This window comes from Bradyrhizobium sp. 179, assembly GCF_023073535.1.
In the GTDB taxonomy this organism is placed as follows: Bacteria; Pseudomonadota; Alphaproteobacteria; order Rhizobiales; family Xanthobacteraceae; genus Bradyrhizobium.
The window spans coordinates 89353-114601 of the sequence record NZ_JADPJR010000009.1; the positions used below are offsets into that span (position 1 = coordinate 89353).

The 25249-nt window shown below is 63.4% G+C and carries 25 protein-coding genes; 9 read left to right on the forward strand and 16 right to left on the reverse strand.

What is annotated here, in order from left to right; translation table 11 throughout:
* Positions 1-8: 8 nt before the first annotated feature.
* From queA to coaD, 5 genes are all read right to left on the reverse strand, one after another.
* Positions 9-1082 (reverse strand): tRNA preQ1(34) S-adenosylmethionine ribosyltransferase-isomerase QueA, encoded by a 1074-nt coding sequence (gene queA, locus IVB12_RS02245; RefSeq protein WP_247295198.1) that lies wholly within the window; start codon positions 1080-1082, stop codon positions 9-11.
* 141 nt (positions 1083-1223) lie between these two features.
* Entirely contained in the window at positions 1224-1688 is a 465-nt protein-coding gene (locus tag IVB12_RS02250; RefSeq protein ID WP_247295200.1) for a peptidylprolyl isomerase, read from the reverse strand.
* A complete protein-coding gene (locus IVB12_RS02255; RefSeq protein WP_247295201.1) occupies positions 1685-2095 on the reverse strand; it encodes a hypothetical protein in 411 nt (136 codons plus the stop codon). Before IVB12_RS02255 ends, IVB12_RS02250 begins: the two co-directional genes overlap by 4 nt.
* Positions 2096-2104: 9 nt before the next feature.
* Positions 2105-2668: a peptidylprolyl isomerase gene (locus IVB12_RS02260; protein ID WP_247295203.1), complete on the reverse strand. Its 564-nt coding sequence runs from the start codon at positions 2666-2668 to the stop codon at positions 2105-2107.
* 38 nt (positions 2669-2706) lie between these two features.
* Positions 2707-3201 (reverse strand): pantetheine-phosphate adenylyltransferase, encoded by a 495-nt coding sequence (gene coaD, locus IVB12_RS02265; protein WP_247295205.1) that lies wholly within the window; start codon positions 3199-3201, stop codon positions 2707-2709.
* Between the two features lie 245 nt (positions 3202-3446).
* Between coaD and IVB12_RS02270 the strand changes: the two genes are divergently transcribed.
* Both IVB12_RS02270 and IVB12_RS02275 read left to right on the forward strand, forming a co-directional pair.
* Positions 3447-3704 (forward strand): hypothetical protein, encoded by a 258-nt coding sequence (locus tag IVB12_RS02270; protein WP_247295208.1) that lies wholly within the window; start codon positions 3447-3449, stop codon positions 3702-3704.
* Positions 3705-4004: 300 nt separating this feature from the next.
* Positions 4005-5858: a KUP/HAK/KT family potassium transporter gene (locus IVB12_RS02275; RefSeq protein WP_247295419.1), complete on the forward strand. Its 1854-nt coding sequence runs from the start codon at positions 4005-4007 to the stop codon at positions 5856-5858.
* A gap of 195 nt (positions 5859-6053) precedes the next feature.
* Here the strand turns inward: IVB12_RS02275 and gyrA are convergent, their stop codons facing one another.
* The 3 genes from gyrA to IVB12_RS02285 all read right to left on the reverse strand — a co-directional run bounded on the left by gyrA (position 6054) and on the right by IVB12_RS02285 (position 9632).
* Complete coding sequence (gene gyrA / locus IVB12_RS02280; RefSeq protein WP_247295211.1) at positions 6054-8783, reverse strand: DNA gyrase subunit A; 2730 nt, start codon at positions 8781-8783, stop codon at positions 6054-6056.
* 93 nt (positions 8784-8876) lie between these two features.
* A complete protein-coding gene (locus IVB12_RS38070) occupies positions 8877-8999 on the reverse strand; it encodes a hypothetical protein (RefSeq protein ID WP_256466510.1) in 123 nt (40 codons plus the stop codon).
* A gap of 138 nt (positions 9000-9137) precedes the next feature.
* Entirely contained in the window at positions 9138-9632 is a 495-nt protein-coding gene (locus IVB12_RS02285) for a single-stranded DNA-binding protein (protein ID WP_247295213.1), read from the reverse strand.
* Positions 9633-10080: 448 nt separating this feature from the next.
* On the opposite strand from IVB12_RS02285, the gene IVB12_RS02290 reads away from it, so the two are divergent.
* From IVB12_RS02290 to IVB12_RS02310, 5 genes are all read left to right on the forward strand, one after another.
* The gene (locus IVB12_RS02290; protein ID WP_247279900.1) at positions 10081-10863 is read left to right on the forward strand and encodes an outer membrane beta-barrel protein; all 783 of its coding nucleotides are present in this window, start codon (positions 10081-10083) and stop codon (positions 10861-10863) included.
* A gap of 232 nt (positions 10864-11095) precedes the next feature.
* The gene (locus IVB12_RS02295; protein WP_247279901.1) at positions 11096-11764 is read left to right on the forward strand and encodes an outer membrane protein; all 669 of its coding nucleotides are present in this window, start codon (positions 11096-11098) and stop codon (positions 11762-11764) included.
* A gap of 286 nt (positions 11765-12050) precedes the next feature.
* Positions 12051-15026 (forward strand): excinuclease ABC subunit UvrA, encoded by a 2976-nt coding sequence (gene uvrA / locus IVB12_RS02300; RefSeq protein ID WP_247295216.1) that lies wholly within the window; start codon positions 12051-12053, stop codon positions 15024-15026.
* 157 nt (positions 15027-15183) lie between these two features.
* Positions 15184-15789, forward strand: coding sequence for a hypothetical protein (locus IVB12_RS02305; RefSeq protein WP_247295218.1), 606 nt, complete (start codon positions 15184-15186; stop codon positions 15787-15789).
* A gap of 142 nt (positions 15790-15931) precedes the next feature.
* Positions 15932-16597 carry an HAD family hydrolase gene (locus tag IVB12_RS02310; protein WP_247295220.1) on the forward strand — a complete coding sequence of 222 codons (666 nt, stop codon included), beginning with the start codon at positions 15932-15934 and terminating at the stop codon, positions 16595-16597.
* 265 nt (positions 16598-16862) lie between these two features.
* Here the strand turns inward: IVB12_RS02310 and IVB12_RS02315 are convergent, their stop codons facing one another.
* From IVB12_RS02315 to IVB12_RS02340, 6 genes are all read right to left on the reverse strand, one after another.
* Complete coding sequence (locus IVB12_RS02315) at positions 16863-17816, reverse strand: cytochrome D1 domain-containing protein (protein ID WP_247295421.1); 954 nt, start codon at positions 17814-17816, stop codon at positions 16863-16865.
* Positions 17817-17818: 2 nt separating this feature from the next.
* Positions 17819-18382, reverse strand: a complete 564-nt coding sequence (locus IVB12_RS02320) for an SRPBCC family protein (RefSeq protein WP_247279904.1) — start codon at positions 18380-18382, stop codon at positions 17819-17821.
* An 885-nt stretch (positions 18383-19267) separates the two neighbouring features.
* The gene (locus IVB12_RS02325; protein WP_247295222.1) at positions 19268-20095 is read right to left on the reverse strand and encodes an AAA family ATPase; all 828 of its coding nucleotides are present in this window, start codon (positions 20093-20095) and stop codon (positions 19268-19270) included.
* 74 nt (positions 20096-20169) lie between these two features.
* A complete protein-coding gene (locus tag IVB12_RS02330; RefSeq protein WP_247295224.1) occupies positions 20170-21030 on the reverse strand; it encodes a DUF296 domain-containing protein in 861 nt (286 codons plus the stop codon).
* Between the two features lie 9 nt (positions 21031-21039).
* Positions 21040-22647 (reverse strand): acyl-CoA synthetase, encoded by a 1608-nt coding sequence (locus IVB12_RS02335; protein ID WP_247295226.1) that lies wholly within the window; start codon positions 22645-22647, stop codon positions 21040-21042.
* Positions 22547-22933, reverse strand: coding sequence for a hypothetical protein (locus IVB12_RS02340; protein ID WP_247295230.1), 387 nt, complete (start codon positions 22931-22933; stop codon positions 22547-22549). The genes IVB12_RS02335 and IVB12_RS02340 overlap by 101 nt, the downstream gene beginning before the upstream one ends.
* A 99-nt stretch (positions 22934-23032) precedes the next feature.
* On the opposite strand from IVB12_RS02340, the gene IVB12_RS02345 reads away from it, so the two are divergent.
* Entirely contained in the window at positions 23033-23392 is a 360-nt protein-coding gene (locus tag IVB12_RS02345; protein WP_247295233.1) for a hypothetical protein, read from the forward strand.
* Between the two features lie 109 nt (positions 23393-23501).
* On the opposite strand, the gene IVB12_RS02350 is transcribed toward IVB12_RS02345, so the two are convergent.
* Entirely contained in the window at positions 23502-23897 is a 396-nt protein-coding gene (locus IVB12_RS02350; RefSeq protein WP_247295235.1) for an SPW repeat protein, read from the reverse strand.
* Between the two features lie 316 nt (positions 23898-24213).
* Here IVB12_RS02350 and IVB12_RS02355 point away from each other — a divergent pair, with 316 nt between their 5' ends.
* Positions 24214-24489: a GNAT family N-acetyltransferase gene (locus IVB12_RS02355; RefSeq protein WP_247276035.1), complete on the forward strand. Its 276-nt coding sequence runs from the start codon at positions 24214-24216 to the stop codon at positions 24487-24489.
* 54 nt (positions 24490-24543) lie between these two features.
* Here IVB12_RS02355 and IVB12_RS02360 read toward each other — a convergent pair whose 3' ends face one another.
* The gene (locus IVB12_RS02360) at positions 24544-24930 is read right to left on the reverse strand and encodes a DUF3597 domain-containing protein (protein WP_247295238.1); all 387 of its coding nucleotides are present in this window, start codon (positions 24928-24930) and stop codon (positions 24544-24546) included.
* Between the last annotated feature and the right edge of the window lie 319 nt (positions 24931-25249).

The following is a 25249-nucleotide window of genomic DNA, read 5'->3' on the forward strand; positions in this document are numbered from 1 at the left end:
CATCCGCCTTACGGCTCTGCCCGGAACAGCAAACACGCATCGCCATACGAATAGAACCGGTAGCCGCTCCTGATGGCGTGCGCATAGGCTCGCTTCATCGTCTCCAGACCCGAGAACGCTGACACCAGCATGAACAGCGTCGACTTCGGCAGGTGGAAATTGGTCAACAAAATATCGACGGCGCGAAAGCGATAGCCGGGGGTGATGAAGATCGAGGTCTCCGCCGCGAACGGCTGAATGGTGCCGTCCTCGCTTGCCGCGCTCTCGAGCAGGCGCAACGACGTGGTGCCGACGGCGATGATGCGGCCGCCGTTCTTGCGCGCGGTGTTGAGCCGCTCCGCCGTCTCGGCCGAGATCGTCCCCCACTCGGCATGCATCTTGTGGCTCTCGGTATCGTCCACCTTGACCGGCAGGAACGTCCCTGCCCCGACATGTAGCGTCACGCGGTCGATGCCGACGCCGTGCTCGCGCAGCGCCTGCTCCAGCGCGGGGGTGAAATGCAGCCCGGCGGTCGGCGCAGCGACGGCGCCTTCGTTCGCTGCGAACATCGTCTGGTAGTCGGCAAGATCCTGATCATCAGGCGTACGCCTGGAGGCGATATAGGGCGGCAGCGGCGGGCTGCCGAGATCGGCGATGGCCTGGTCGAGCGTGGGCCCGTGAAACGAGAACGACAGCGTCACTTCGCCTTCATTGCCCTTGGCCTCGACCTCGGCGTCGAGATGGCCGAGCAGGCAGACCTTGCCTTCATTGCCGAAGCGGATGCGGTCGCCGGCTGTGAGCTTCTTCGCCGGCTTGACCAGCGCCTGCCAGCGCGAGCCGTCGAGGCGCTTGATCAGTGTCGCCTCGATCTTCGGCTCGGTCTCGCGGCCGATGCGGCGGCCCTTGAGCTGCGCCGCGATCACCTTGGTGTCGTTGACGACGAGTTGATCGCCCGGCTTCAGCCATTGTGGCAGGTCGGAAATAGTCTGGTCGCGCAACGCGCCATTCTCGACGACCAGCATCTTCGCGGAGTCGCGCGGGCTCGCCGGACGCAATGCGATACGCTCGGGCGGCAGGTCGAAATCGAAGAGATCGGTGCGCATATCGAGTTCAGCGCCGCACAGTCAGACCCTCATGGTGAGGAGGCGCGTGGCGCCGTCTCGAACCATGAAGGCCAAACTGCAGCAGCGGCCTTCATCCTTCGAGACGCGCGTTCTGCGCTCCTCAGGATGAGGATCGAGCACTTATTCCTGGTCCGCGGCCATCCGCGCCTTGACGATCTTGTCGGGGTTCTGCACCGGCTCGCCGCGCTTGATTTTGTCGACGTTCTCCATGCCCTCGGTGACTTTGCCCCACACCGTGTACTGGTTATCGAGGAAGCGGGCGTCGTCGAAGCAGATGAAGAATTGGCTGTCGCCGGAGTCGGGATTGGCGGCGCGGGCCATCGAGGCGGTGCCGCGCACATGCGGCTCCTTGTTGAACTCGGCCTTCAGCTTCTTGCCGGAGCCGCCGGTGCCGGTGCCCTGCGGGCAGCCGGTCTGCGCCATGAAGCCGTCGATCACGCGATGGAACACGATGCCGTCGTAAAAGCCCTCGCGGACCAGCTCCTTGATGCGCGCGACATGGCCGGGCGCCAGATCAGGTCGCATCTCGATGGTGACGGGGCCCTGCGTGGTCTCGAGGATCAGGGTGTTTTCGGTGACGCTCATGCTCGTCTCTCTTGCGTTGGGGGTGAAGTCTTCCGGCTGCGGAACTGGATTGCGAATGGACGCCCCGCAGCGGCGCCGGCCATTGCCTCGGTAAATGGCATCGGCGTGCAGCGTTGCAACGCCTCCATCACCGCGATCCGGTATTGCAGCCGGTCATCGTCGGAGGCCTCCGCGGATTCATAGGTAATCCTCGGATGGCCCAGAATGTTTCCGGCCCGGTTAAAGCTCACGACGACGGTGATGTCGAGTGGGCGCGCCCTGGCCGGCGGTGGCGGCTTCCAGCAGGTGCGCAGATGCCGGAAAATGTCCTGGATGGTGTTGACCTGCGCATCCGCGGCGGCCGCACCGGGGATGCCGAGCTGCAGCATCGCGGCAACCAGCAGGAGCTTGCCACCGCGGCGCGCCATCGGCCTCTCCTATTTGATGTCGGATGCGACCTGCACCTTCACCATCTTGTCGGGATCGGTGACGGTGCCGCTCGGCGAGCCGGGCGGTGCCTTCTTCAGCTTGTCCACGACCTCCATGCCCTGCACGACCTCGCCGATCACCGTGTACTGGTTATCAAGGCTGCCGCCGTCGGCGAACATGATGAAGAACTGCGAGTTGGCGCTGTCGACGCTGTCGCCGCGCCGCGCCATCCCGACGATGCCGCGCGCAAAATGCACCTTGGAGAATTCCTGCTTCAGGTTCGGATATTTCGAGCCGCCGGTGCCGTTGCCGTTCTGGCCGTCGCCGGTCTGCGCCATGAAGCCGTCCATTACGCGATGAAACGGCACGTTGTTGTAGAAGCCTTCACGTGCGAGCTGCTTGATGCGCTCGGCATGCTGGGGCGCGATGTCGGTCCTGAGCTTGATGACGATGCGGCCCTTGGTGCTGTCGATGACGATGGCGTTGGCCTTGTCGAGGTTCGCCGGCAATTGCTGCGCCACCGCCGGCGCCGCGAACACGAGCGCGGCAAGAACTGCGAGAATTCGGATCATGACAACTCCGGATCAGATGAGGAAGAAGCGCGCCGTTATCAGGCGAATTTTGCCTTGAGCTGTGCCGCAACGAGCGGCGGGACGAAGGCCGAAACGTCTCCGCCCATGCCGGCGATCTGGCGCACCAAAGTGGCGGTGATCGGGCGAACCATGGGGGAGGCCGGCAGGAACACCGTATGCACCTCCGGCGCCATGGCCTCGTTCATGCCGGCAAGCTGCATCTCGTAATCGAGGTCGCTGCCGTCGCGCAGGCCCCGGATCATGATGGTCGCGCCGTGCTTGCGCGCCGAAGTAACCGACAGATCGTCAAAGGTGACGGCTTCGAGCACGCAGCCGGCCTGGGCCGCCACCGGCCCGCAGACGTCGTGCAGCATCTTCAGCCGCTCCTCGGTGGAGAACAGCGGCTTCTTGCCGGGGTGGACTCCAATTGCGACAACCAGCCTGTCGCACAGCGAGACGCTGTGCCGGACCACGTCCAGATGGCCGTTGGTGATGGGGTCGAAGGAACCGGGATAGAAGGCGATGCGCGGCATGGCTCCTCCTACCCCGCCCGGCCCGGGCCGGCAAGTCGCGCGGGTTCCCTGCCGGTTTTTCCGCAAACCATGTCGGAATCCCTCGAATTGTTTCGTCCTGGGGGCGGCCACGAAACAAAGGGCGCATCCACGAAACCATTTCCCGCTCCGGCGAAGACGTCTGGAAACTGGCCATGGTTACTAATCCAGCCAACGAATGACGGGCCGCACACAAGGCGCAGCGGCCGCATCACAGGGGACTGTCAATGATCAAGGCTCTTTCGGCGATCGCCATCTCTGCATGTGCTGCTGCCGCCCTCACCCTGCTGCCCGGCTTCGCCCCGACCGTCGAAGCCAGCGTGCCGCAGCCGCTGGCCAAGAGCGACCGGCTCGACATCCGCAGCATCGGCAAGGACTGCTCGCAGCAGGCCTGGCCCAACTTCGAAGCCTCGTGTCTGCGCCGCGCCGGCACCAAGGCCAATGTCCGCGAGGCACGCCTCGTGACTGCCGATCGGACCCGTTAGTCGGACCTGTCAGTTTCACGTCAGCCACAGCGCGATGAGATCAGGATGAATCGTCATCGCGCTTTAGGTTGTTGTTTGAGCATGATCTTTTCGAAAAACCGCTGGGCACTTTTCGGGGTCATGCGCTAGCCGGCTAGACCCAATACAAACCCCATGGATATTTGCGACGTCTCGTCGCAGACTGCGTGATGCTCGCGCTCGCCGGAATGATCCGTCGGGCGCGATTCCCATCGGGGGTCGCCATTGTCTAGTACGCCCGCAGTCGCTTCCGGCCATCATCCCGATCCGCTGCCGCTTGCCATGACCATGGGCGCCCTTGGGGTGGTCTATGGCGATATCGGCACCAGTCCCCTCTACGCCCTGAAGGAAGCCGCCAAGGCGGCTGCCCATGGCGGCACGTTAAGCCACGATGCTGTCCTGGGGGTTGCCTCGCTGATTCTCTGGGCGCTGCTGCTCATCATCTCGCTCAAATATGCGTTGTTGATCCTGCGCGCGGACAATCGCGGCGAAGGCGGCATCGTCGCGCTGCTGGCGCTGCTGCACGCCCGCAATGCCCAGCCTGGCACCTGGCGGGCGCATCTGCTGGTCGTCGGCCTCGTCGGCGCCGCCCTGCTCTATGGCGACGGCGCGATCACCCCCGCGATCTCCGTGCTCAGCGCCATCGAAGGCCTCAAGGTCGACGCCCCCTCGCTTGCGCCCGTCGTCGTGCCCGTCACCATCGCGATCCTGATCGGCCTGTTCATGATGCAAAAGCAGGGCACCGGCTTCATCGGCCGCATCTTCGGCCCGGTGATGCTGGCCTGGTTCGTCGTGCTTGCCGCGCTTGGCATCCACGGCATTGTCAAGGCGCCCGCGGTGCTGGCGGCGCTAAGCCCGCTCTATGCCGTCGACTTCCTGATCCACCAGGATTTCCGTATCTCCTTCGGAATCCTCGGCGCCGCTTTCCTCGCGGTGACCGGGGGCGAAGCCATGTATGCCGACATGGGGCATTTCGGCCGCTTGCCGATCCGGCTCGCCTGGTTCGCGGTCTGCCTGCCCGCGCTGGTGCTGAACTATTTCGGTCAGGCCGCGCTCCTGATCACCGATCCTGCCATGATCGAGAATCCGTTCTTCCAGCTCTGCCCCGACGCCCTGCACTATCCGCTCGTCGCCTTCTCCGCGGTTGCGACCGTGATCGCCTCACAGGCGATCATCTCCGGCGTGTTCTCGCTGACCCAGCAGTCGATCCAGCTCGGCTTCCTGCCGCGCATGCTGATCCGCCACACCACCAGCGCTGCGATCGGCCAGATCTACGTGCCGCTGGTGAACTGGCTGCTGGCCGCCGCAACGTTGGGAGCGGTCCTGAGCTTCGGCACGTCGGACGCGCTCGCCGGCGCCTACGGCATCGCGGTGTCGCTGCTGATGGCAATCACTACGCTGCTCGCGGCCCTGGTGGCGATCCAATGGGGATATTCGCCCTGGCTCGTGGTGGCCGTGAACGGCACCTTCTTCGTGATCGACGTGATCTTCTTCTCCGCCAATTCGATCAAGCTGTTCGAGGGCGGCTGGTTTCCGCTGCTGCTCGCCGGCCTCGTCGCCTTCCTGATGCTGACCTGGCGCGCCGGCGTGAAGCTGGTCGAGGCGGCGCGGGCGAAGCTGCGCCAGCCGGAGGAAGACCTGATCGAGACCGCGGTCAACAAATGCCGCGCCAGGCTGCCGGGGACTGCCGTGTTCCTCGCCTCCGCGCCGCGCGGCGTGCCGCTGGCGCTGACCCAGTTCGTCAAGCACAACCGCGTGCTGCACGAACGCGTGCTGCTCGTCACCGTGCTGATCGAGGAATCCCCGCACATTCCCGACGCAGAACGGGCCGAGGTGATCGAGATCATTCCCGGCATCACCCGCGTGATCCTGCATTACGGCTTCATGCAGAACCCGACGATCTATGAGGGATTGGGGTTCGTCGGGCGCCTCGGCAAGCTGCCCGGCATCGATCTCTCCGACGTCACCTACTATGTCGGCCGCGAGACCATCATCCCGCGCGAGGACGTGCCGGGCATGTGGGTCTGGCGCGAAAGCGTGTTCGCTTTCCTCCAGCGCAATGCCGAACGCTCGGCCGCGTTCTTCGGCGTGCCGACCAAGCAGGTGGTGGAGTTCGGCACGGAGCTGGAGATCTGAAGCATCGAGTGCGTGGCCGATTGCGGCGCAGACCGCATCGACGGTTCGGGCTGCAGCTTTGCGAAGCAGCGCAAATGCGCAGCTCGGATGGAGCGCAAGCGTAATCCGGGATTGCGAACGTTCGGCAACATGCGGTCCGGATTGTGCCTTTGGTCGGCGCTTGGCACCGACCTCCTGCTCCATCTGCGCTAAACGTTACTCCCCATTCGTGCCGTTGCTCTCCGCCTCTTCCGTGATGTGCTCGACCGAGACGACGTGCTCGTCCTCGGCGGTGTCGAACACGATCACGCCCTGGGTCGAGCGGCCGGCGATGCGGATGCCCTCGACCGGGCAGCGGATCAGCTGACCCTTGTCGGTGACCAGCATGATCTGATCGGCATCCTCCACGGGGAAGGACGCAACCAAGTTGCCGTTGCGGTTGTTGACGCTCATGGCGACGATGCCTTTGCCGCCGCGTCCCGTGGTGCGGTACTCGTACGATGAGGTGCGCTTGCCGTAGCCATTGACCGAGACGGTGAGCACGACCTGCTCCTGCGCCGACATCTCGGCGTAACGCTCCTGGGCAAGCTGGAAGCTGCCGGAGGTCTCCTCGGCCTCTCCGTCCGCGGCGGTCTCCTCAGTCGCGGCTTCGCCGGCGACCGCACGGCGCATCTTCAGGTACGCCGAGCGCTCGTCCGATGTGGTCTCGACATGGCGCAGGATCGCGAGCGAAATCACCTTGTCGCCTTCGCCAAGCGCAATACCGCGCACGCCCATCGAGGTGCGCCCGGTGAACACGCGCACGTCGGTAACGGGGAAGCGGATGCACTGGCCGCCGGCGGCGGTCAGCAGCACGTCGTCGTGCTCGGTGCAGATCTGCACGTCGACGATCGCCTCGTTGTCATCGAGCTTCATCGCGATGATGCCGGAGCGGCGGACATCGACAAAGTCGGACAGCTTGTTGCGCCGGACGTTGCCGCCTGTGGTGGCGAACATCACGTCGAGATTGCCCCAGGTCGATTCGTCCTCGGGCAGCGGCATGATGGTGGTGATGCGCTCGCCCTGCTCCAGCGGCAGGATGTTGATCAGCGCCTTGCCGCGCGCGTTCGGCGCGGCCATCGGCAGGCGCCAGACCTTTTCCTTGTAGACCTGGCCGCGTGAGGAGAAGAACAGCACTGGCGTGTGCGTGGAGGCGACGAACAGGCGGCTGACGAAATCCTCGTCACGGGTCTGCATGCCGGCACGGCCCTTGCCGCCGCGGCGCTGCGCCCGGTAGGCCGACAGCGGCACGCGCTTGACGTAGCCGGCGTGGGAGACGGTGACGACCATGTCCTCGCGCTGGATCAGGTCCTCGTCCTCGACCTCGCCTTCCTGCTCCATGATCACCGTGCGGCGCGGCGTGGCGAACTCGGCCTTCACCTCGGCGAGCTCGGTCCTGATGATGTCGAGGATGCGGGCGCGCGAGCGCAGGATCTCCAGATAGTCGCCGATCTCGCCGGCAAGTTTTGACAGCTCGTCGCCGATCTCGTCGCGGCCAAGCGCAGTGAGCCGCGCCAGACGCAATTCCAGAATGGCCTTGGCCTGATCCAGCGACAGGCGGATGGTGCCGTCCTCGTTGATGCGGTGGCGCGGATCGTCGATCAGCGTAATGATGTCCTCGACGTCGCGCGCCGGCCAGTCTCGCGTCATCAGGGTGTCGCGCGCAGCCGCCGGTGTGGGCGAGGTGCGGATCACCTTGATGATCTCGTCGATGTTGGCGACCGCGATGGCGAGGCCGACCTGCTCATGCGCGCGCTCGCGCGCCTTGCGCAACTTGTACTTGGTCCGGCGCGTGACGACCTGCTCCCGGAAGCCGACGAAGATCGTCAGCATGTCCTTCAGGTTCATCGTTTGCGGACGGCCGGAATCGAGCGCGACGGCGTTGACGCCGAAGCTGGTCTGGAGCGGCGTGAACTTGTAGAGCTGATTCAGCACCACGTCGGGCATGGCATCGCGCTTGAGCTCGACGACGACGCGGTAGCCATCGCGGTCGGACTCGTCGCGCAGGTCGGAGATGCCCTCGATCTTCTTTTCCTTGTAGAGCTCGGCGATGCGCTCGACCATCGTCGCCTTATTCACCTGATACGGGATCTCGGTGATGACGATCGCCTCGCGCTCCTTCCGGATCGTCTCGAAGGTGACCTTGCCACGCATCACGATGGAGCCGCGGCCGAGATGGTAGGCGCTGCGGATGCCCTGGCGGCCGAGAATGATGCCACCGGTCGGGAAGTCCGGGCCCGGGATGATGTTGTTGAGCTCGTCAATGGTCAGCGAAGGATTGTCGATCAACGCCAGGCAGGCGTCGATGACCTCGCCGAGATTGTGCGGCGGAATGTTGGTGGCCATGCCGACGGCGATGCCGCCGGCGCCGTTGACCAGCAGGTTCGGGAACCGTGCCGGCAGAACCACCGGTTCTTTGCTCGAGCCGTCGTAATTGTCCTGAAAGTCGACGGTCTCGTTGTCGATGTCGTCGAGCAGCTTCAGCGCGATCTTGGTTAGGCGCGACTCGGTGTAGCGCATCGCCGCCGGCGGATCGCCGTCGACCGAGCCGAAATTGCCCTGCCCGTCCACCAGCAATTCGCGCATCGAAAAAGGCTGCGCCATGCGCACCAGCGCGTCGTAGATCGCCTGGTCACCATGCGGATGGTATTGGCCCATGACGTCGCCGACGATACCGGCCGACTTCTTGTGCTTCTTGTCCGGCGTATAGCCTTCCTCGTTCATCGAGAACAGGATGCGGCGATGCACCGGCTTCAGGCCGTCGCGCGCGTCGGGCAGCGCGCGCGACACGATCACGCTCATGGCGTAATCGAGGTAGGACTTCTTCATCTCGTCGAGGATGGAGACGGGGCGAATGTCCGAGGGTTGCGCCGGCTGGTTGCCGGGCTTGTTTTCGTCGTCAGCCAAGGGGAAATCCGGTCAGGTTTATCTGGGAATCATATAGCGCATCGGGGCCGCGATAACTACCCTCGCGAAGGTCAGGGCAAGCGATTTTTCCGCCTATTTTTCCAACAACTTAAGCCCTTCCGAGCCCCGCTCCCGACAGGTGCGGAAGCGGCCTTCGGCAATGGCCTCCATCGCCTCAAGATCGCGCTGCGAGTGCCCTGTCAGAATATCTGTCATGGCGCAATCCGAGCTCACGTCAAACATGAAGCGGGCCCGGAAAATCCGAGCCCACCCCGCCGATGAACATGAATTGCTGACACGGCACACCAGGCGAGCCCAATCAGGCAATGCGCCTCGGCCGCGTGATCCGGGTTCTCAGAACGGGATATCGTCGTCCATGTCGCTGTTGCGGCCACCGCCAGCGGCAACGGGACGGCGCGGAGCGCTGCTTACGGGACCGGACGAGCCGAAGTCGCCGCTGGGTTCGTCGCCGAAGCTGCCGCCGCCTCCGCCGCCACCGCGACCGTCGAGCATCGTCAGGGTCGAGTTAAAGCCCTGGAGCACGACCTCGGTCGAGTACTTCTCGACGCCGCTCTGGTCGGTCCATTTGCGGGTCTGGAGCGCGCCCTCGATGTAGACCTTCGCGCCCTTCTTCAGGTACTGCTCGGCGACCTTGCACAGCCCTTCATTGAAGATCACGACGCGATGCCATTCGGTCTTTTCCTTGCGCTCGCCGGTGTTCTTGTCGCGCCAGGTCTCAGAGGTGGCGATGCTCAAATTGGCGATCGGTCGCCCGTCCTGGGTGCGGCGGATTTCGGGATCCTTGCCGAGATTTCCAACCAGAATGACCTTGTTGACGCTTCCCGCCATCGCCGCTCTCCACTCCAATGCCACTGAATTTCAAAGGCCGAGTCCGCCCTCTGCGTTCCTCCGCCGCCCGTTGAGGCGACCCTATACGCTTGCGGGCGCCGCTCAGCCCATCACCCCTCGGGTTATCCCCACATATAGCACCGCCACTGGCTTTGTTCCAGATTTGTTCTTTGTGACGATCGGGGCGGATATCGGGCCCTTCAAGCCGCGATGTTGGTGATGAAGGCAGCGGCTCGATGGAACTTTTTTGGGTTCCCGCGAACGGCAGAAACCGCTTAACATTCATCAAGTTGCGCTTGGCTCATTCGGTCAGCGAGTGTGGCATTTCGGAGACGGACTTTGCCGGTTTCGTAAGCTAGGGTTGCCTCGGAATTAGTTCATATGGGCGTCGCGCCTTAATTAGCCGCTTCGGGGAGTTTGAGAAGCGGTCGAAACTGGGGAGACTGCAATGAATAAGATTCTGTTTAGTGCAATCGGTGCAATGGCGCTGGGCCTCTCGGCTCCCGCAAGCGCGGCAGATCTCGCTGCGCGCCCATACACCAAGGCTCCGGCTCCCGCCGTTGCCGCGATCTACGATTGGAGCGGCTTCTACATCGGTATCAACGGCGGCGGTGGTTCGAGCCACAAGTGCTGGGATTTTGTGACGCCTGTTACCGGCACTCTGGTTGGCGAAGGCTGCCACAACGCAACGGGCGGCACGGTCGGTGGCCAGATTGGCTATCGTTGGCAGTCGACCAATTGGGTGTTCGGCTTCGAGGGCCAGGGCAACTGGGCTGACTTTTCCGGCGACAACGTGAGCACCCTATTCCCTGGCACCGCTTTGGTCACCGGTGATCGTAACCGCTCTCGCATCGACAGTTTTGGCCTGATCACTGGGCAGGTCGGCTATGCCTGGAACAATGTGCTGTTCTATGTGAAGGGCGGCGCCGCTGTGGTCGGGGACAAGTACGACGTCTATGCCGCCGCAGGCACCCCGGGCGCTGGCACGCTGCTGGCATCGGCACGTGAAACCCGCTGGGGTGGCACGGTGGGTGCCGGTCTGGAATTCGGATTCGCACCAAATTGGTCGGTCGGCGTCGAATACGACCACATTTTCCTCGGCCACCGCACGATCGGCTTTACCACGCCGGCGGGCGTTGTGTTCGGGAGCGACCGAATTGGCCAGGATGTCGACATCGGTCTCGTCCGGCTGAATTACCGCTTCGGCGGCCCGCTGGTCGCGAGGTACTGATCGCTCTGATTTCGTTCAAGGATTAAAGGCCGGCCTCGTGCCGGCCTTTTTCGTTTTATCCGAAGCAGACGGACGGATAAGTCAGTGATCAAGACGTTTTGTGGCTGTTGTGGCTTTTCGGAGACACAACTTGCGGCTTTAGCGGTGTAAGCACGGCATTAGTTGGGCCGTTGAGTCCGCTGCCTTCGGCATGGAAGGCGACAACAGAAACTGGGACTGGGATTAGTTGAAAATGAAAAAGGTTTTGTTGGCTTCGGCCTGTTTGTTCGCTCTCGCTGCTCCGGCTTCGGCCGCTGACCTCGCAGCACGCCCCTATACCAAGGCCCCGATCGCTCCGGCCGCCGTCTACAACTGGACCGGCTTCTACCTCGGCGTCGTCGGCGGCGGCGCTTGGGAAAACGCGTCCGATCCGCGGATGCAGGGTGGCTTCGTCGGCGGCACCGCCGGCTACAACTGGCAGACCGGCAACGTCGTGTTCGGTATCGAGGCGGATGGCGCCTGGGCTGACGTGAGCGCTTCGGCGACCGCACTTGGCATCACTGTCGCCTCCAAGACCGATGCGCTCGGCACCGTGCGCGGCCGAATCGGCTGGGCCGTTAACAACGTCCTGTTCTACGGCACCGGCGGCTACGCCTGGATCGACAACAAGATCACCGTCAGCGCCCTCGGCGTGAGCGTCTCCGACAGCAAGTGGCATTCCGGCTGGACCGTCGGTGCGGGCGTCGAAGCTTTCTTCGCTCCGCAGTGGTCGGTCAAGGGCGAGTACCTCTATCGTAGCCTCGGCAGCGAGAACTACTTCTCTAACCTTGGCGCTCCGCTGGCCTCCGGCACGATCAACTTCCACACCGTGCAGGTCGGCGTGAACTATCACTTCGGGGGCCCAGTGGTCGCCAAGTACTGAGCTGAATACTGATCGCTACCGACGTCACATCGTCACGAAAGGCCGGCCTCGCGCCGGCCTTTTTGTTTTACGGCTCGATCCGCGCAGTTCCGCTCGCTCCTGCTGCTGCCAGATGCCGCCAGCGCACCAACAATCCGTTGACGATTCGCACGTGGCACTGGAAATCCGCTCGCGTTCTTCCTACGTTCGCTGACATACCCATCGGCGCCGATCCCGGTTCCGGGCGAAGCGCGCCTTTTACATTGGCGCGAGCGCGCGTCTTTGGGATTCCTTGAGGACCAGCGGGATGGACGAAGTGATCAAGGCCAAGCGCCAACAACAGAACGCGGGCTCAAGCCTGCGCGCGATTACGATCCGTGGCGCGCGCGAGCACAACCTCAAGAACATCGACGTCGAGATTCCCCGCGACAAGCTGGTGGTGTTCACGGGGCTGTCGGGCTCAGGCAAATCTTCACTCGCCTTCGACACCATCTACGCCGAAGGCCAGCGCCGCTACGTCGAATCGCTGTCGGCCTATGCGCGCCAATTCCTCGAGATGATGCAGAAGCCCGACGTCGATCAGATCGACGGGCTGTCGCCGGCGATCTCGATCGAGCAGAAGACGACCTCGAAGAATCCGCGCTCCACGGTCGGCACCGTCACTGAGATCTACGACTACATGCGCCTGCTCTGGGCGCGGGTCGGCGTGCCCTATTCGCCGGCCACCGGCTTGCCGATCGAGAGCCAGACCGTGTCGCAGATGGTCGACCGCGTGCTGGCGTTGCCGGAAGGCACGCGCCTCTATCTGCTCGCCCCGGTCGTGCGCGGCCGCAAGGGCGAGTACCGCAAAGAGCTGGCCGAATGGCTCAAGAAGGGTTTTCAGCGCGTCAAGATCGACGGCACCTTCTACGAGCTGGCGGAGGCGCCGACGCTCGACAAGAAATTCCCGCACGACATCGACGTCGTGGTCGACCGGATCGTAGTGCGCGCCGACATCGGCCAGCGCCTCGCCGAGAGCTTTGAGACCGCGCTGAAGCTCGCCGAAGGCCTTGCCGTCGTCGAATTCGCCGACACGCCGGCGGCCGCGCCCGCGGAAGAGAAAAAAAAGACCGCGAAGATCCACGACAAGAGCGGGCCCGAGCGCATCCTGTTCTCGGAAAAGTTCGCCTGCCCGGTCTCCGGCTTCACCATCCCCGAGATCGAGCCGAGACTCTTTTCCTTCAACAATCCCTACGGCGCCTGCCCCGCCTGCGGCGGGCTCGGCGTCGAGCAGCATGTCGACGAGGATCTCGTCATCCCCGAAAAGGATCTGACGCTGCGCAAGGGTGCGATCGCGCCCTGGGCCAAGTCATCATCGCCCTATTACGTGCAGACGCTGAACGCGCTCGGCAAGCACTACAAGTTCACGCTCGACACCAAGTGGAAGGACCTGCCCAAGAAGACGCAAAACGCGCTTCTCTACGGCTCCGGCGAGGATGAGATCAAGTTCTCCTATGAAGACGGCGTGCGCTCCTACGACACCAAAAAACCGTTCGAGGGCGTCATCACCAACATCAACCGCCGCTATCGCGAGACCGAGAGCGAGTGGGCGCGCGAGGAGCTGGCGAAATATTTCCATGACGTCCCCTGCGAGGCGTGCCACGGGTTTCGGCTCAAGCCCGAGGCGCTCTGCGTCAAGATCGGCGGCAAGCATATCGGCGAGATCTCGGAGCTGTCCGTAAAGGGCGCCGGCGAATGGTTCGAGACCGTGCCCGATGCGCTCAACGCGCAGCAGAACGAGATCGCCGGGCGCATCCTGAAAGAAATTCGCGAGCGCCTCACCTTCCTGCTCGACGTCGGCCTCAACTATCTCACGTTGTCCCGATCCTCCGGCACGCTGTCCGGCGGCGAGAGCCAGCGCATCCGCCTGGCCTCGCAGATCGGCTCGGGCCTGACCGGCGTGCTCTACGTGCTCGACGAGCCCTCGATCGGCCTGCACCAGCGCGACAACGCCCGTCTGCTCGATACGCTCAAGCGCCTGCGCGACCTCGGCAACACCGTTGTCGTGGTCGAGCATGACGAGGACGCGATCCGGCTTGCCGATTACGTGCTCGACATCGGCCCCGGCGCCGGCATGCACGGCGGCCACATCGTCGCCGAGGGCACGCCCGCGGAGATCATGCGCAATCCGAAATCCCTGACTGGCAAGTACCTGACCGGCGAGCTCGAAGTCGAGGTGCCGGAGCGGCGCCCACCGAACCATCGCCGCACCATCAAGGTGGTCAATGCGCGCGGCAATAACCTCAAGAACGTCACTGCCGAGATTCCGCTCGGCCTGTTCACCTGCGTGACCGGCGTCTCCGGCGGCGGCAAGTCGACGCTGCTGATCGATACGCTCTATCGTGCCATCGCCCGCAAGCTCAACAATGCCAGCGAAGGCGCAGCGCCGCACGACCGCATCGAGGGCCTCGAGCACATCGATAAGATCATCGACATCGACCAGTCGCCGATCGGCCGCACCCCGCGCTCCAATCCCGCGACCTACACCGGGGCCTTCACGCCGATCCGCGAATGGTTCGCCGGCCTGCCCGAGGCCAAAGCGCGCGGCTACGAGCCCGGCCGCTTCTCCTTCAACGTCAAGGGCGGCCGCTGCGAGGCCTGTCAGGGCGACGGCGTCATCAAGATCGAGATGCACTTTTTGCCCGACGTCTACGTCACCTGCGACGTCTGCAAGGGCAAGCGTTACAATCGCGAGACGCTGGAGGTGCTGTTCAAGGGCAAAAGCATCGCCGACGTGCTCGACATGACCGTGGAGGAGGCCGCCGAGTTCTTCAAGGCGGTGCCGCGCGTTCGCGAGACCTTTAACACGCTGCACCGCGTCGGCCTCGACTACATCCACGTCGGCCAGCAGGCCACCACGCTCTCCGGCGGCGAAGCCCAGCGGGTCAAGCTGGCAAAAGAGCTGTCGAAGCGCGCCACCGGGCGCACGCTCTACATCCTGGACGAGCCCACCACCGGCCTGCACTTCCACGACGTCAAGAAGCTGCTGGAAGTGCTGCACGAGCTGGTCGCGCAGGGCAACACCGTCGTCGTCATCGAGCACAATCTCGAGGTCATCAAGACCGCCGACTGGGTCATCGATCTCGGCCCCGAAGGCGGCGATGGCGGCGGCGAGATCGTGGCCTGGGGCCCGCCGGAAGACATCGCCAAGGCACCGCGGAGCTATACCGGCAAGTTCCTGGAGCCGGTGCTGAAGAAGGCAAGCAAGCCGAAGCGCGGGAGGACGAGCGAGGCGGCGGAGTGACGCCGCCTCGCAGCCGTGATCGAATTTCCCGGAAATGACTCGGACCAGTCGGACGCGCATTCGTTAGCACGCATCTCAAGTGGCGCCTCGGCCAACAATCTGTGGTTCAGTTGAAGGTTGATGCTATACTTTTTGATTTCGCCTGCAGGAGGTTAGATTGAGCGATGCAGCCGATTCATCCAGCTTTAGCTTCGAATTCATAATTTCTAGAGAAGAAGATAGATTCTTCAGAAGACTTGCGAAAGCCAACCTGAAGGCCCTCATCGATTGGCGTAGCCAAATGACCTTGGCGTTGACCGTTTATGCCTTCATGATCGTGGCAAGCTATATCGCCTTACGTCAGGAGTGGCTGACGCCGCCCGCCGTGTTTGCCGCGATACTGTGCTTAGTAGTGGGACAGCTCTACATGTATTTTGTCTCGAGCTGGATTTCTCGCCAAATATTCGAGAAACTCTTTGAGTTGGATCGTCTCAGTCAGAAGACGAGGCACGTTATTTTTGACGACTTCTCGATCGTCCACAGAGGTCCGAACACCGAGAGCCGGATGTCTTGGGACGAGATTGCGACGATTCAAGATAGCCCAGTCATGGTCGCATTCTGGTACAGTGCGAGACAGGGGTTTTTCATTCCGGCACGAGTCATTGGTGACTCCTCCGCGCGCGCGGCCTTCGTAGAATGGGCGGGGGAGCGCTTGCGCCGCCCTGCCATTGCGGCGGACGCCACCAGGCCCACAAAATTGTTCCCAACACCCGAGCGAAGCTAGCGTCCTACAGCGAGACCTTGCCAACCCAAAGATCAAAGTCCTCGCTTTGTGACGGCCGCGCTGTGTGAAATGGACGTAAATCTCTTCCGCAACGTCACGTTCGAACTAAAGGCTCCGCGAACCAAAGCGCTCAGCGAGATCAATGCCCTACCCCCTCGCCATCTTCGATCTCGACGGCACGCTCGCCGACAGCTTCCCCTGGTTCCTGCGCACCATCAACGACGTCGCCGATCGCTTCGGCTTTCGCCGCGTGAAGGATGAGGACATCGAAAAGCTGCGGCATGCGTCGAGCCGCGAGATCCTCAGCCACCTCGAGGTGCCCTTGTGGAAGCTGCCGGCGATCGCGCGGCATGCGCGGCGGCTGAAGGCGGAGGCAGCTAGCGAGATTTCGCTGTTTGCCGGTGTCGAGGCGATGCTACAGACGCTTGCCGACAACCGCGTGCAGCTCGCGCTGGTTACGTCCGACAGCGAAGCCAATGCGCGCGAGAAGCTCGGGGATGCTGCCGCGCTGTTTTCGCATTTCGACTGCTCGGCGTCGCTGTTCGGCAAGCCGGCGAAATTCCGCCGGGTCATCGGGCGCGCGGGCGAGCCTAGCAAGGTCATTTCGATCGGCGACGAGGTCCGCGACATCGAGGCGGCACGCAACGTCGGCATTGCCTGCGGTGCAGTGTGCTGGGGCTATGCGGCCCCGGCGGCGCTGCGGGCGCTGGGGCCGGATTTCCTTTTCCACCAAATGAAAGATATTCTCAACATTTGCCTAGGGCAGGATTGGCCGGAGAAACCTACATGTCAGCTGCCTCTAACCTAAATGAAGGTATTTCCGCTGTCTTCGACCTTGCTGATCGGGGCCGCGCAACGGACATTGCGAGCGAAAAGGACGAGATGATCGCAAAGGCGATCCGAGATGAGTTCTCATCCCACGCGACGCGAAAACCGCGCGTACGCGCCGATCAACAATCATAGGCCTCGTAGCCCGATGAAGCTGCTTGTTCGCCACAGCTCAAACGAGCGAACGCGGAATCGCGGTCCGGGAAGGTGTCTCGCATGTCGCTTCGCTCATGCGGGCTACCGCCCTACTCCGTCCTGCGCAAAAACGCCCCGAACGCGCGCGGGCCGTCGCCGGTCTTGACCTCGCCGAGTACCTTCAGATCAGTCGCGTCGATGATGTTGAGCGTGTTGCTCTCCCAGCAGGCGACGATGACGCGCTTGCCGTCGGCGGTGGCGGCAATGCCTTCGGGATAATCGCCGACATTGATGCGCTTGATTGGCTTCAGCGTCGCCAGATCGAACACGCTGACGGTGCCGCCATACTGGTCGGTGACGAAGCCGCGCCCTTGCGTCAGCGCCACCGCGTAGGGCCGCATCCCGACCGGCACGCGGCCGATCTCGCGGCCTTCGGCGATGTCAATCACGGAGACGTCGTCGGATCCGACATTGGCGGTGTAGGCGCGCTTGCCCGCGGCGTCGATGGTGATGCCGAAAGGACGCGTGCTGACCTTGATCATTGCTTTGCGCTGCCGCGTCGTCGTGTCCACCACAGAGACGCTGTCGTCGTCGCGGTCTGCCGAGAGCAGCAGCTTGCCGTCCGGCGTCACCGCAAGGCCCGATGGCGAGGCACCGAGCGCGATGCTGGCCGTGACGCTGCGCGAAGCCGTATCGATCACCCGCACCGCGGCGGCATACCAGTCGGCGACATAGACGGTCTTGCCATCGGGCGCGACGGCAATGCCGAGCGGCCCGCCGCCCACCTCGATCCGCCCCGCAACCTGGCGCGCGGCCGCGTCCACCACCGTCACCGCCTTGCCATCGGGGCTCGTCACATAGGCAAAACGTCCGTCCGCGCTGACGGCGACGCCCGCCGGCTTGCCTCCGATCGGAATGGTTGCAACGCTGCGCGCAGTGGCGAGGTCCACGACCATCAGATCGTCGCTGAGCTGGTTGGTGACGAACGCCTCGTCGGCGGACGCACGTGGGAGACCGGCACCGCAAAGGCTGGCGGCCAAGGCCGCCAGGACCAGCGCTCGCACCATCAGCTACCGCTCTCGATCTTCTTCTTGAGCGACTCGAGCCCGGCCCTGTACAGCCCGCTCACCGCCTTCACCGCGGCTTCGTCGCTCAGCTCCGGTGGCGGATCGTTGTTGGGATAGCCACGATAGAACGCGCCGGCCCATTCCAGCTTCGCCTTGCCATCCGGCGCAGGCGACACCGTCAAGGTCGAGGAATAATTGGTCACCGGCAGCACCTTCACGTCGACCTTGGTGATCCGGTACGAATAGCTCAGCATGTCGGGCTCGTATTTGTAGAGCTCCTCCTCGACCGTCGGGCCGCCGGTTAGGGTCAGCGTCCGCGTCGCGCCGATCTCGTTGCCCTTCTGGCCCTCAGTCTTGGTGACGGGCGGGAGCCAGCTCATGTCTTGAAAATTGCCGATCGCCGCCCAGACCTTGGCCGGCGGCGCGCTGATCTCGATGGATTCCCGCACCTTCTGCCGTGTCGGCCCATGGGCCCAGACCGGCTCAAGAGCCGCCGTCAGAGCCATCCCCGCCACCACCAGCGCCGCCACCCCGGCGATCGCCGTTCCCATCGTCATCCTCATGTCGTTTCCTCATTCATCAATCTGCGCGACTTGGAGCGCGCTGAGGTCATCGTAGCGCATTTTTGGACCGCGGGGAGACGTGTTCGTGGCGCGCTTGTGGCGGGCGTGGTGTCGAATATCCACACCATCCCTTGCGTTGCCTGACGGGCAACCACACGAGGCCAAGGTCAATGCGTTCATTCAAAATAATTCGCTTTACTAGAATTCGGAATTATCGCATGTTTCGGTCACCCCAACCCGGGCCGAGGGGCGGATCGCGATCGTCACGAACGCGGGATGGGACGTGGTGGACGCGGGCAGCGCCGCGCGCAGATGGTTTGCAGGGCGGGTCACTCCGTGAGCCAATGCCGCGCGCATACGACGGGTGCAGCCTGCGTACGGCAAAATCGTGTGGTCCTGGCGCCCGGGGTCTGTGCGCCAAGTGTTGCGGTGATGCCTGCAGCCCGACCGGGTCCGCGGCATCAGCCATCCGCAAGGCGACGGGGGCAATAGTGCATCGCTCCCCGAGGAGAGCACGACATAAGCCGTCAAACCACTGCGCAGGGAAGGCCGGGATGTCCAGGCTGCCCTGTATGCCGCTGTGCATGTGTTTCCAGCGCATTTGCGCACAGCGGACCGCGGGCGCCAGCCGGCGCCAGGTCTTCCCTGCGCCCTCGGCATCTTCGAGGGCGACGACCACCATAAAGCTCGGGCAGATGTGCCGCGAGAAGATGAACCTGTGCTTGCAACCAAAAGGCCAAGGTGGATGCAGGCTGCTTCCATACCGCGTACTGCGTCATTGCGAGCGAAGCGAAGCAATCCAAACTGTCACCCTGGAAAGACTCTGGATTGCTTCGCTTTCCTCGCAATGACGACCGGGAGAGTGGGTGTGACGATTGCCCTCAATCATTCCGCCAGCGTGGCCTCCACGAAGCCGCGCGGGTCGGCGCAAAATTCATGCATCACCCGATAATGATCGGTCTGCTCAACCGTAACGGGCTTGAGGCCGTATTTACCCAGCCGCAGCAACTGCGCATTCGGATAGGCCATCAGCAAGGGCGCGTGGGTCGCCATGATCACCTGACAATTGCCGGAGAGATCCATGCGATGCAGGAGCTTGAGGAAATCCATCTGCCGCGCCGGCGACAGCGCCGATTCCGGCTCGTCGAAGATGTAGATGCCCTGCTTCTGGCAGCGCTCCTCGAAGAAGACCAAAAAGCCCTCGCCATGGGAAAAGGAGAGATAGTCCGGCGCCTCCTGAACGCTTGCACCAAACACGCCCTCCATGGCTTGCGCGGCGCTCACGGCCGAGCGGTCCATGCAGCGCGCAATCGAAAAGAACGTCTCGGCACGGAAGAACCAGCCGTCGGTCACCTTCGGGACCCACGCGCCCCGCAACGCAGACGACAGCTCTTCGCCAGTGATTTCGATGCCGCCGCCGTCTATCTCCTGAAAGCCCTTGCGGCCGCCCGTGCTGGCAAAGCCGGCCAACCCCGCGATGCCCTCAAGAATGGTCGATTTTCCGGCGCCGTTCTCGCCGACGATGATCGTGACCGCGGACTCGAAGCTGTGATCGAACTCATCCCTGAAGATGGGGAGGCAGAACGGATAAGCCTCCCAGTCCTCGACCCGCGAGCGATCGAGCCAGACACGCCTGAGATAGGCGCACGCAGTGTGGTCTGTCGACGTCGTGTCCGGCTCATGCTCCCCCTCCGTCCCCGCCGAAATCTTCAAGGAACATATCAGGAACACAAACTGCATGGAAGTGGCATCTGCGGGTCGCAAGCTTCGGTCGTGCCTTAGCCCAATTAGCCCATCGGCTCCAGCACCAGCTCCATGGTCATCAGCACGGGATTGTCGCCGCGGACCAAGCGGCCCTCGGCGAGGCCGCCGGTGTAGTCGATCAGGGCGACATCGAGGGCGGCTTCGAGCGCGCCGGACGAACCGGCCTCGATGGCGCCGCAGGTTATCGCCAGCTCAGTGGCAAACGGCTCGGTAACGCCGCCATGGGTGAAGCGCGCGCCGATGGTCGAGCCGACGCCACCGTGAATTTTCGCACGCACAATGCCGTGCGCGCGACAGAATGCTTCGAGGCCGCCGGCCAAATCCTGGTTAGGCCGCAGCCGCAGCGCGAAGGCGCGGCTCTTGGCCTGCGCACCGGTGCTCTCAGCCGCCACCGGCCCGAACAGCTTGAAATTCGTTTCTGGATCGGACTCGGCCGTGAACATCGCACCATCGAGACCGAAGGCTTCGACGGCGAACGGTTCGGCGACAACAGTCTCGTCGGGCAACATGTGGCCGCCGCTGGCGCGGCCATCGGCCTCCGTCCACAGCCCGTGGCAATGAAAGAACGGCGCGCCCTCCCGCACACCCAGCGTCATCCTGCCGAGCTTCGTGCGCGTCACGCCCTTGGGCCGAAACGCATCGCTGTAGAACGCTGCATTGTCGCCCGTCTTCGACAGTGCCGGCATTACATAGCCGAACGGCCCAAGCGCGCCAGCACCAAAATTGAGCACGCCGCCGGCAAAACCCTCCGCGGCAAAACCGCGGCGCGCGGCTTCCAGCAGCGGCAGACCGGCTTGAAGCGTGAAGGCGAAGGCGCGTCCCCTCGCCTCCACCCATTGGATGCGTTCTGCGTGAGGTGCGCCCGGCTGCTTGATGCTGCGCATGACGCCCGCTCAGCTGGCGTTCGTTTTGTCGAGATCGAGCAGGCCTCGCGCCTCGAGCTCGTCGCGTACCATGCGTTTTGGAATCTTGCCGTAGCCGGATTTCGGCAGCGCTTCCCAGAAGAAGAACCGCTTCGGCATCTTGTAACGCGGCACCATCGGCGAGAGAAATGCCGCCATCTCCGCTTCGCTCACCGGCTTCTCGCCTTCGCGCGCGACGCAGACGGCAACGCCGACCTCTCCCCAGGTCGGATCGGGCACGCCGAGCACGGCGACCTCGCCGACGGCCGGATGCGTCAAAATCTTCTCCTCGATCTCGCGTGGATAGATGTTGGAGCCGCCGGAGATGTACATGTCGGAAGCCCGTCCCGTGATGTAGACAAAACCCTCCTCGTCCATGTGACCGAGATCGCCGGTGCGGAACCAGCCGTTGCGGAACGCTTTCGCATTGGCTTCGGGATTATCGTAGTAGCCGGCGAACACCGCGGGACCGATCACGCAGATCTCGCCGCTCTGGTTGGCTCCGAGCTCGCGGCCCTCATCGTCCTGGATCGAGACCTGCATGCCGGTGCGCTCGAAGCCACAGGTGCCGATCTTCGCATGCGGGCCGTCCTCGGAATCGTGCAACGCGGCCGGCAGCACGGTAATGTTGCCGGTGACCTCGCCAAGGCCAAAATACTGCACGATCACCTTGCCGAGCTTCTTCAGCGCTGCCTTCTGATCCTCGCGATACATCGGCGCGCCGGCATAGATCACGTGACGAAGCGAGGAATGGTCGTATTTGTCGGCCGCGGGGTGCTCGACCATCATCTTCAAAATGGTCGGCACCGTGAACAGATTGCTGACGCGCTGCGCCTCGATGAGGCGAAACGCCTCGTTGATGTCGAATTTCTCGGTCGGCAGCAGCACGGTACGCGCGCCGCGTGCGGTCTGCATCAACTGATGCACGCCTGCACCGTGCGACAATGGCGCCACCACCAGCGAGGCATCCTCTTCCGTCACACCGGGTGTCAGATCGGCCAGATGGTTGGTGACGACAAAGCCCATCTGGCCGTGGGTCAGCACCGCCGCCTTGGAGCGCCCGGTGGTGCCGGAGGTGAAGAAGAACCAGCAGGGATCGTCATGCTCGACTGCGACATTGTCCACGGCAGCGCCCGTATGCGAGGCGATGGCGTCCGCCACCGAGCGCTCGCCGAACGCGGCCTTGCCGTCGATGCTCCAGGTGAATTCCAGTGCGCCGCTCTTCACTGCCGCCGCGTGTTCGGGAAAATCGACATGGCACAAGAACGCCTTCGCCCCGGAGGCCTGAGCGAGATAGCTGACCTCATCCGGCATCAGGCGGAAATTGGTCGGGACCCAGACTGCACCGAGCCGGAACGCGGCGAACATCGAAAAGAACATCTCGTCGCCATTTTTGGAATGGACGAGGATGCGGTCGCGCTTCGCAATACCGCGCGCGGCGAGCGCTGCCGCCAGCGCCGAGACCTGCGCATCGATCTGGCGCCAGGTCCAGCACTTGTCACCCCAGACAAAGCCAGGTCGCGATCCATGCCGCCGCGCATTCTGGGTCAGCATGTAAGCGAGATTCATGACACGGCGGGACATGCGCAGGGGCTGCATCGGGCTTCCTCTTCGAGTGCGGACAGCAGGTTATCTGCCCGCTCATCGCAGCCCATTTATCGCGATCGAACGCGCCCCCGCAAGGCCGCCTGCCGCGCGCCTGCCCTACGGCTTCCTGAACGCAAACTAAGGTCACGGCGCCGCCGTCCTGGTTGTCGCAGTCCTCATTGGCGCAGCGCAGCGCCTTCTGCACGCCCGGCGGATAATCGGCCGGATCAAGCGGCTTTGCATCGTCGGTGCGCGCGGCGGCGGCGAACACAGCCAGCAGGAGGATCAGATAACGCATGCGCGTTGTCGCCGGCGCAGCCGCAGCCGCAGCCGTTCAGGGAATTTTAAACATGATCAGCGCAACCTCGCTCAGGTCTCGCGTAAAGAGTATCGCATTATGGTCAAAGCGCCCGCCTTCCTCCTGCTCACGCTGGCGCTTGCCGGATGTGCCGCGGCCCCGCAAGCGCATCTGGCCTCAGATCCCGCCTTCAAGCCCGCGCGCTATGCCTGGGATGGCGCCGGCGAGGATCCCAACCGGCCGCACGCAGCGTCCGGACCGACGCGCACCGCAGTCCGATCCCAGCACGACCGATCGCATGCCGGACTTCAGCCCTATTCGAAGGAATGGTGGCAGGCGCAGGAGGGCAGCGACGCCGAGCAGGACGCCAGGGTCAACCGCTCCCTGGTCATCTGCCGAGGTTGCCTCCGCTCGCAGCCGCAGCCCGAAGAGTCCAGGCTCGCCAAAGCCACGGATTGAATCAAACCGCTCTCATCGTTCGAGAGGCGCTCGGATTATTCAGATATCGTCACGAGCTGAGGGCAGAGGCCCGCCGTCCGTAACCGGCGGGCCTGACGATATCTAAGAGCTATTGTCCGTGCTTGAGCATGTCCCGGTCATTCAGATCCCAGTCCTGCCACAGCTGGAGTATGCCGAGCAGCACCACCACCGCACCCAGGCTCGTGTGATAGATGCGGAGAAAGCCTTCTCCGGAATAGCCGATGACGTAAGGCGAGGCGATGAGCCACAGTCCGACCAGGATCGTCATCACCTCTTGCCAGCGCTGCAAGGCGACATATTCGAGCTGGCTGAGGCCAAACACGACCAGACCGATTGCGACCGTATTCAGGATCATCGTCTGGTGTCTGGCGATCGCTTGATCCTGGATCGGAAACCACGGCGAAGCCACGATCACCGCGCCGAGCAGCATCCCGCACCAGTCTTCCCATGTTCGATGAGTATTGAAGAAACCAAAGTCCGACATCGTACCCTCCTACAACGAGGCATACGTCTGCGGCTGGCAATCACGACACTCCGAATGTCTCGCGACCCTGCCGGCCGCATTCGGGCGTATGTCCTCCAAAGGACGTGGGAACCGCCGCGGACCTTGCAAGAGCAATATCGAGGATTATTTGCGGCCGCTTATCATGCTCGCAGAGCGAGACGTCGATGCTGCAATGCGGCCGCAGGGACGCGCATTGCAGATATCTCCCCTGCCGCAATCTCCCTTGGTCTCACCTGGCAAGGGCGGGGTCAGCCTCCTAAATCGGGACGCAATCTGCACTATGGAAGGGTCCCACATGGCGGCTTCGGTACGCGACAACAAGGACAAGAACCGCTTCGAGCTCGATGTCGGCGGCGACATCGCCTTCGCCAATTACCGGCTGACGCCGTCGGCCGTGATCATCACCCATACCGAAACGCCGCGCGCCCTCCGTGGCCGAGGTATTGGGTCCGAGCTGGTCAAGGGCGCGCTGGACTTGATCCGCCGCGACGGGAGGAAGGTGATCGCCGGCTGCGGCTTCGTGGTCGACTATCTCGACAGGCATCCGGAAGATGCGGATCTCCTCGCCTGAACCCAAAAGGGCCCCGCGAGATCGCGGGCCCTTGCGGTACGACCGAGCGATCGGTCAGTGCTTGATCTCCGGCGGCAGCTTGCCGCCATTGGCGGCGAGCTTGGACATCACCTGCTTGTGCAGCCAGACGTTCATGCTCGCGGAGTCGTTCATGTCGCCGGTGTAGCCCAGCTCCTTGGCGAGATCCTTGCGCGCAGCGAGGCTGGAATCGATGTCGAGCGCCTTCATGAGGTCGACGATGGAGGTGCGCCATTCCAGCTTCTCGCCCTTGTGCGCAGCCACCGCCTTGTCGACGACCGCGGCGACGTCGACAGCCGCCATGGGCGTGGCAGCCGGCGCGGATGTTCCCGGCGCGGCCCCTGCGGGCGCGCTGCCGGCGGGCGCGGCAGCAGCCGGATGGCTGCCGAAGATCGCGCTCATGATTTTCCCGAAAATGCTCATGTCTGCTCCCCGAAAAGGATCCGTTGGAAGGGCGTTGAGTGGCACTTATAGACGATGTTCCTGCGTTGCGCCCGCGACGTTGTGCGAACCAACACGCAGCATCAGCTTATCTGCGGCGAAATGACGGCCGAATGACATCGGCGAGGTTTGCACTGCGTCATCGAATTTCACTCAAGCGTGAGGGACAGGACTCGCAATTGGGAGTACGCTTACCGTTCAGCTCGCGATGCCATCCGGAATTCGCGTCTGGTCGGAATCGCGATCGTTCAAGCAAGCGGCCGCGTGCACCGTTGCCGGCGCGAGATCGGCCGTATGGCAA

Coding starts and splice junctions, on each gene's coding strand:
- queA (WP_247295198.1), bottom strand. CDS start 1,082: ATGCGCACCGATCTCTTCGATTTCGACCTGCCGCCCGAGCGTATCGCA.
- IVB12_RS02250 (WP_247295200.1), bottom strand. CDS start 1,688: ATGAGCGTCACCGAAAACACCCTGATCCTCGAGACCACGCAGGGCCCC.
- IVB12_RS02255 (WP_247295201.1), bottom strand. CDS start 2,095: ATGGCGCGCCGCGGTGGCAAGCTCCTGCTGGTTGCCGCGATGCTGCAG.
- IVB12_RS02260 (WP_247295203.1), bottom strand. CDS start 2,668: ATGATCCGAATTCTCGCAGTTCTTGCCGCGCTCGTGTTCGCGGCGCCG.
- coaD (WP_247295205.1), bottom strand. CDS start 3,201: ATGCCGCGCATCGCCTTCTATCCCGGTTCCTTCGACCCCATCACCAAC.
- IVB12_RS02270 (WP_247295208.1), top strand. CDS start 3,447: ATGATCAAGGCTCTTTCGGCGATCGCCATCTCTGCATGTGCTGCTGCC.
- IVB12_RS02275 (WP_247295419.1), top strand. CDS start 4,005: ATGACCATGGGCGCCCTTGGGGTGGTCTATGGCGATATCGGCACCAGT.
- IVB12_RS38070 (WP_256466510.1), bottom strand. CDS start 8,999: ATGACAGATATTCTGACAGGGCACTCGCAGCGCGATCTTGAGGCGATG.
- IVB12_RS02285 (WP_247295213.1), bottom strand. CDS start 9,632: ATGGCGGGAAGCGTCAACAAGGTCATTCTGGTTGGAAATCTCGGCAAG.
- IVB12_RS02290 (WP_247279900.1), top strand. CDS start 10,081: ATGAATAAGATTCTGTTTAGTGCAATCGGTGCAATGGCGCTGGGCCTC.
- IVB12_RS02295 (WP_247279901.1), top strand. CDS start 11,096: ATGAAAAAGGTTTTGTTGGCTTCGGCCTGTTTGTTCGCTCTCGCTGCT.
- uvrA (WP_247295216.1), top strand. CDS start 12,051: ATGGACGAAGTGATCAAGGCCAAGCGCCAACAACAGAACGCGGGCTCA.
- IVB12_RS02310 (WP_247295220.1), top strand. CDS start 15,932: ATGCCCTACCCCCTCGCCATCTTCGATCTCGACGGCACGCTCGCCGAC.
- IVB12_RS02320 (WP_247279904.1), bottom strand. CDS start 18,382: ATGAGGATGACGATGGGAACGGCGATCGCCGGGGTGGCGGCGCTGGTG.
- IVB12_RS02330 (WP_247295224.1), bottom strand. CDS start 21,030: ATGCGCAGCATCAAGCAGCCGGGCGCACCTCACGCAGAACGCATCCAA.
- IVB12_RS02335 (WP_247295226.1), bottom strand. CDS start 22,647: ATGCAGCCCCTGCGCATGTCCCGCCGTGTCATGAATCTCGCTTACATG.
- IVB12_RS02340 (WP_247295230.1), bottom strand. CDS start 22,933: ATGCGTTATCTGATCCTCCTGCTGGCTGTGTTCGCCGCCGCCGCGCGC.
- IVB12_RS02345 (WP_247295233.1), top strand. CDS start 23,033: ATGGTCAAAGCGCCCGCCTTCCTCCTGCTCACGCTGGCGCTTGCCGGA.
- IVB12_RS02350 (WP_247295235.1), bottom strand. CDS start 23,897: ATGTCGGACTTTGGTTTCTTCAATACTCATCGAACATGGGAAGACTGG.
- IVB12_RS02355 (WP_247276035.1), top strand. CDS start 24,214: ATGGCGGCTTCGGTACGCGACAACAAGGACAAGAACCGCTTCGAGCTC.
- IVB12_RS02360 (WP_247295238.1), bottom strand. CDS start 24,930: ATGAGCATTTTCGGGAAAATCATGAGCGCGATCTTCGGCAGCCATCCG.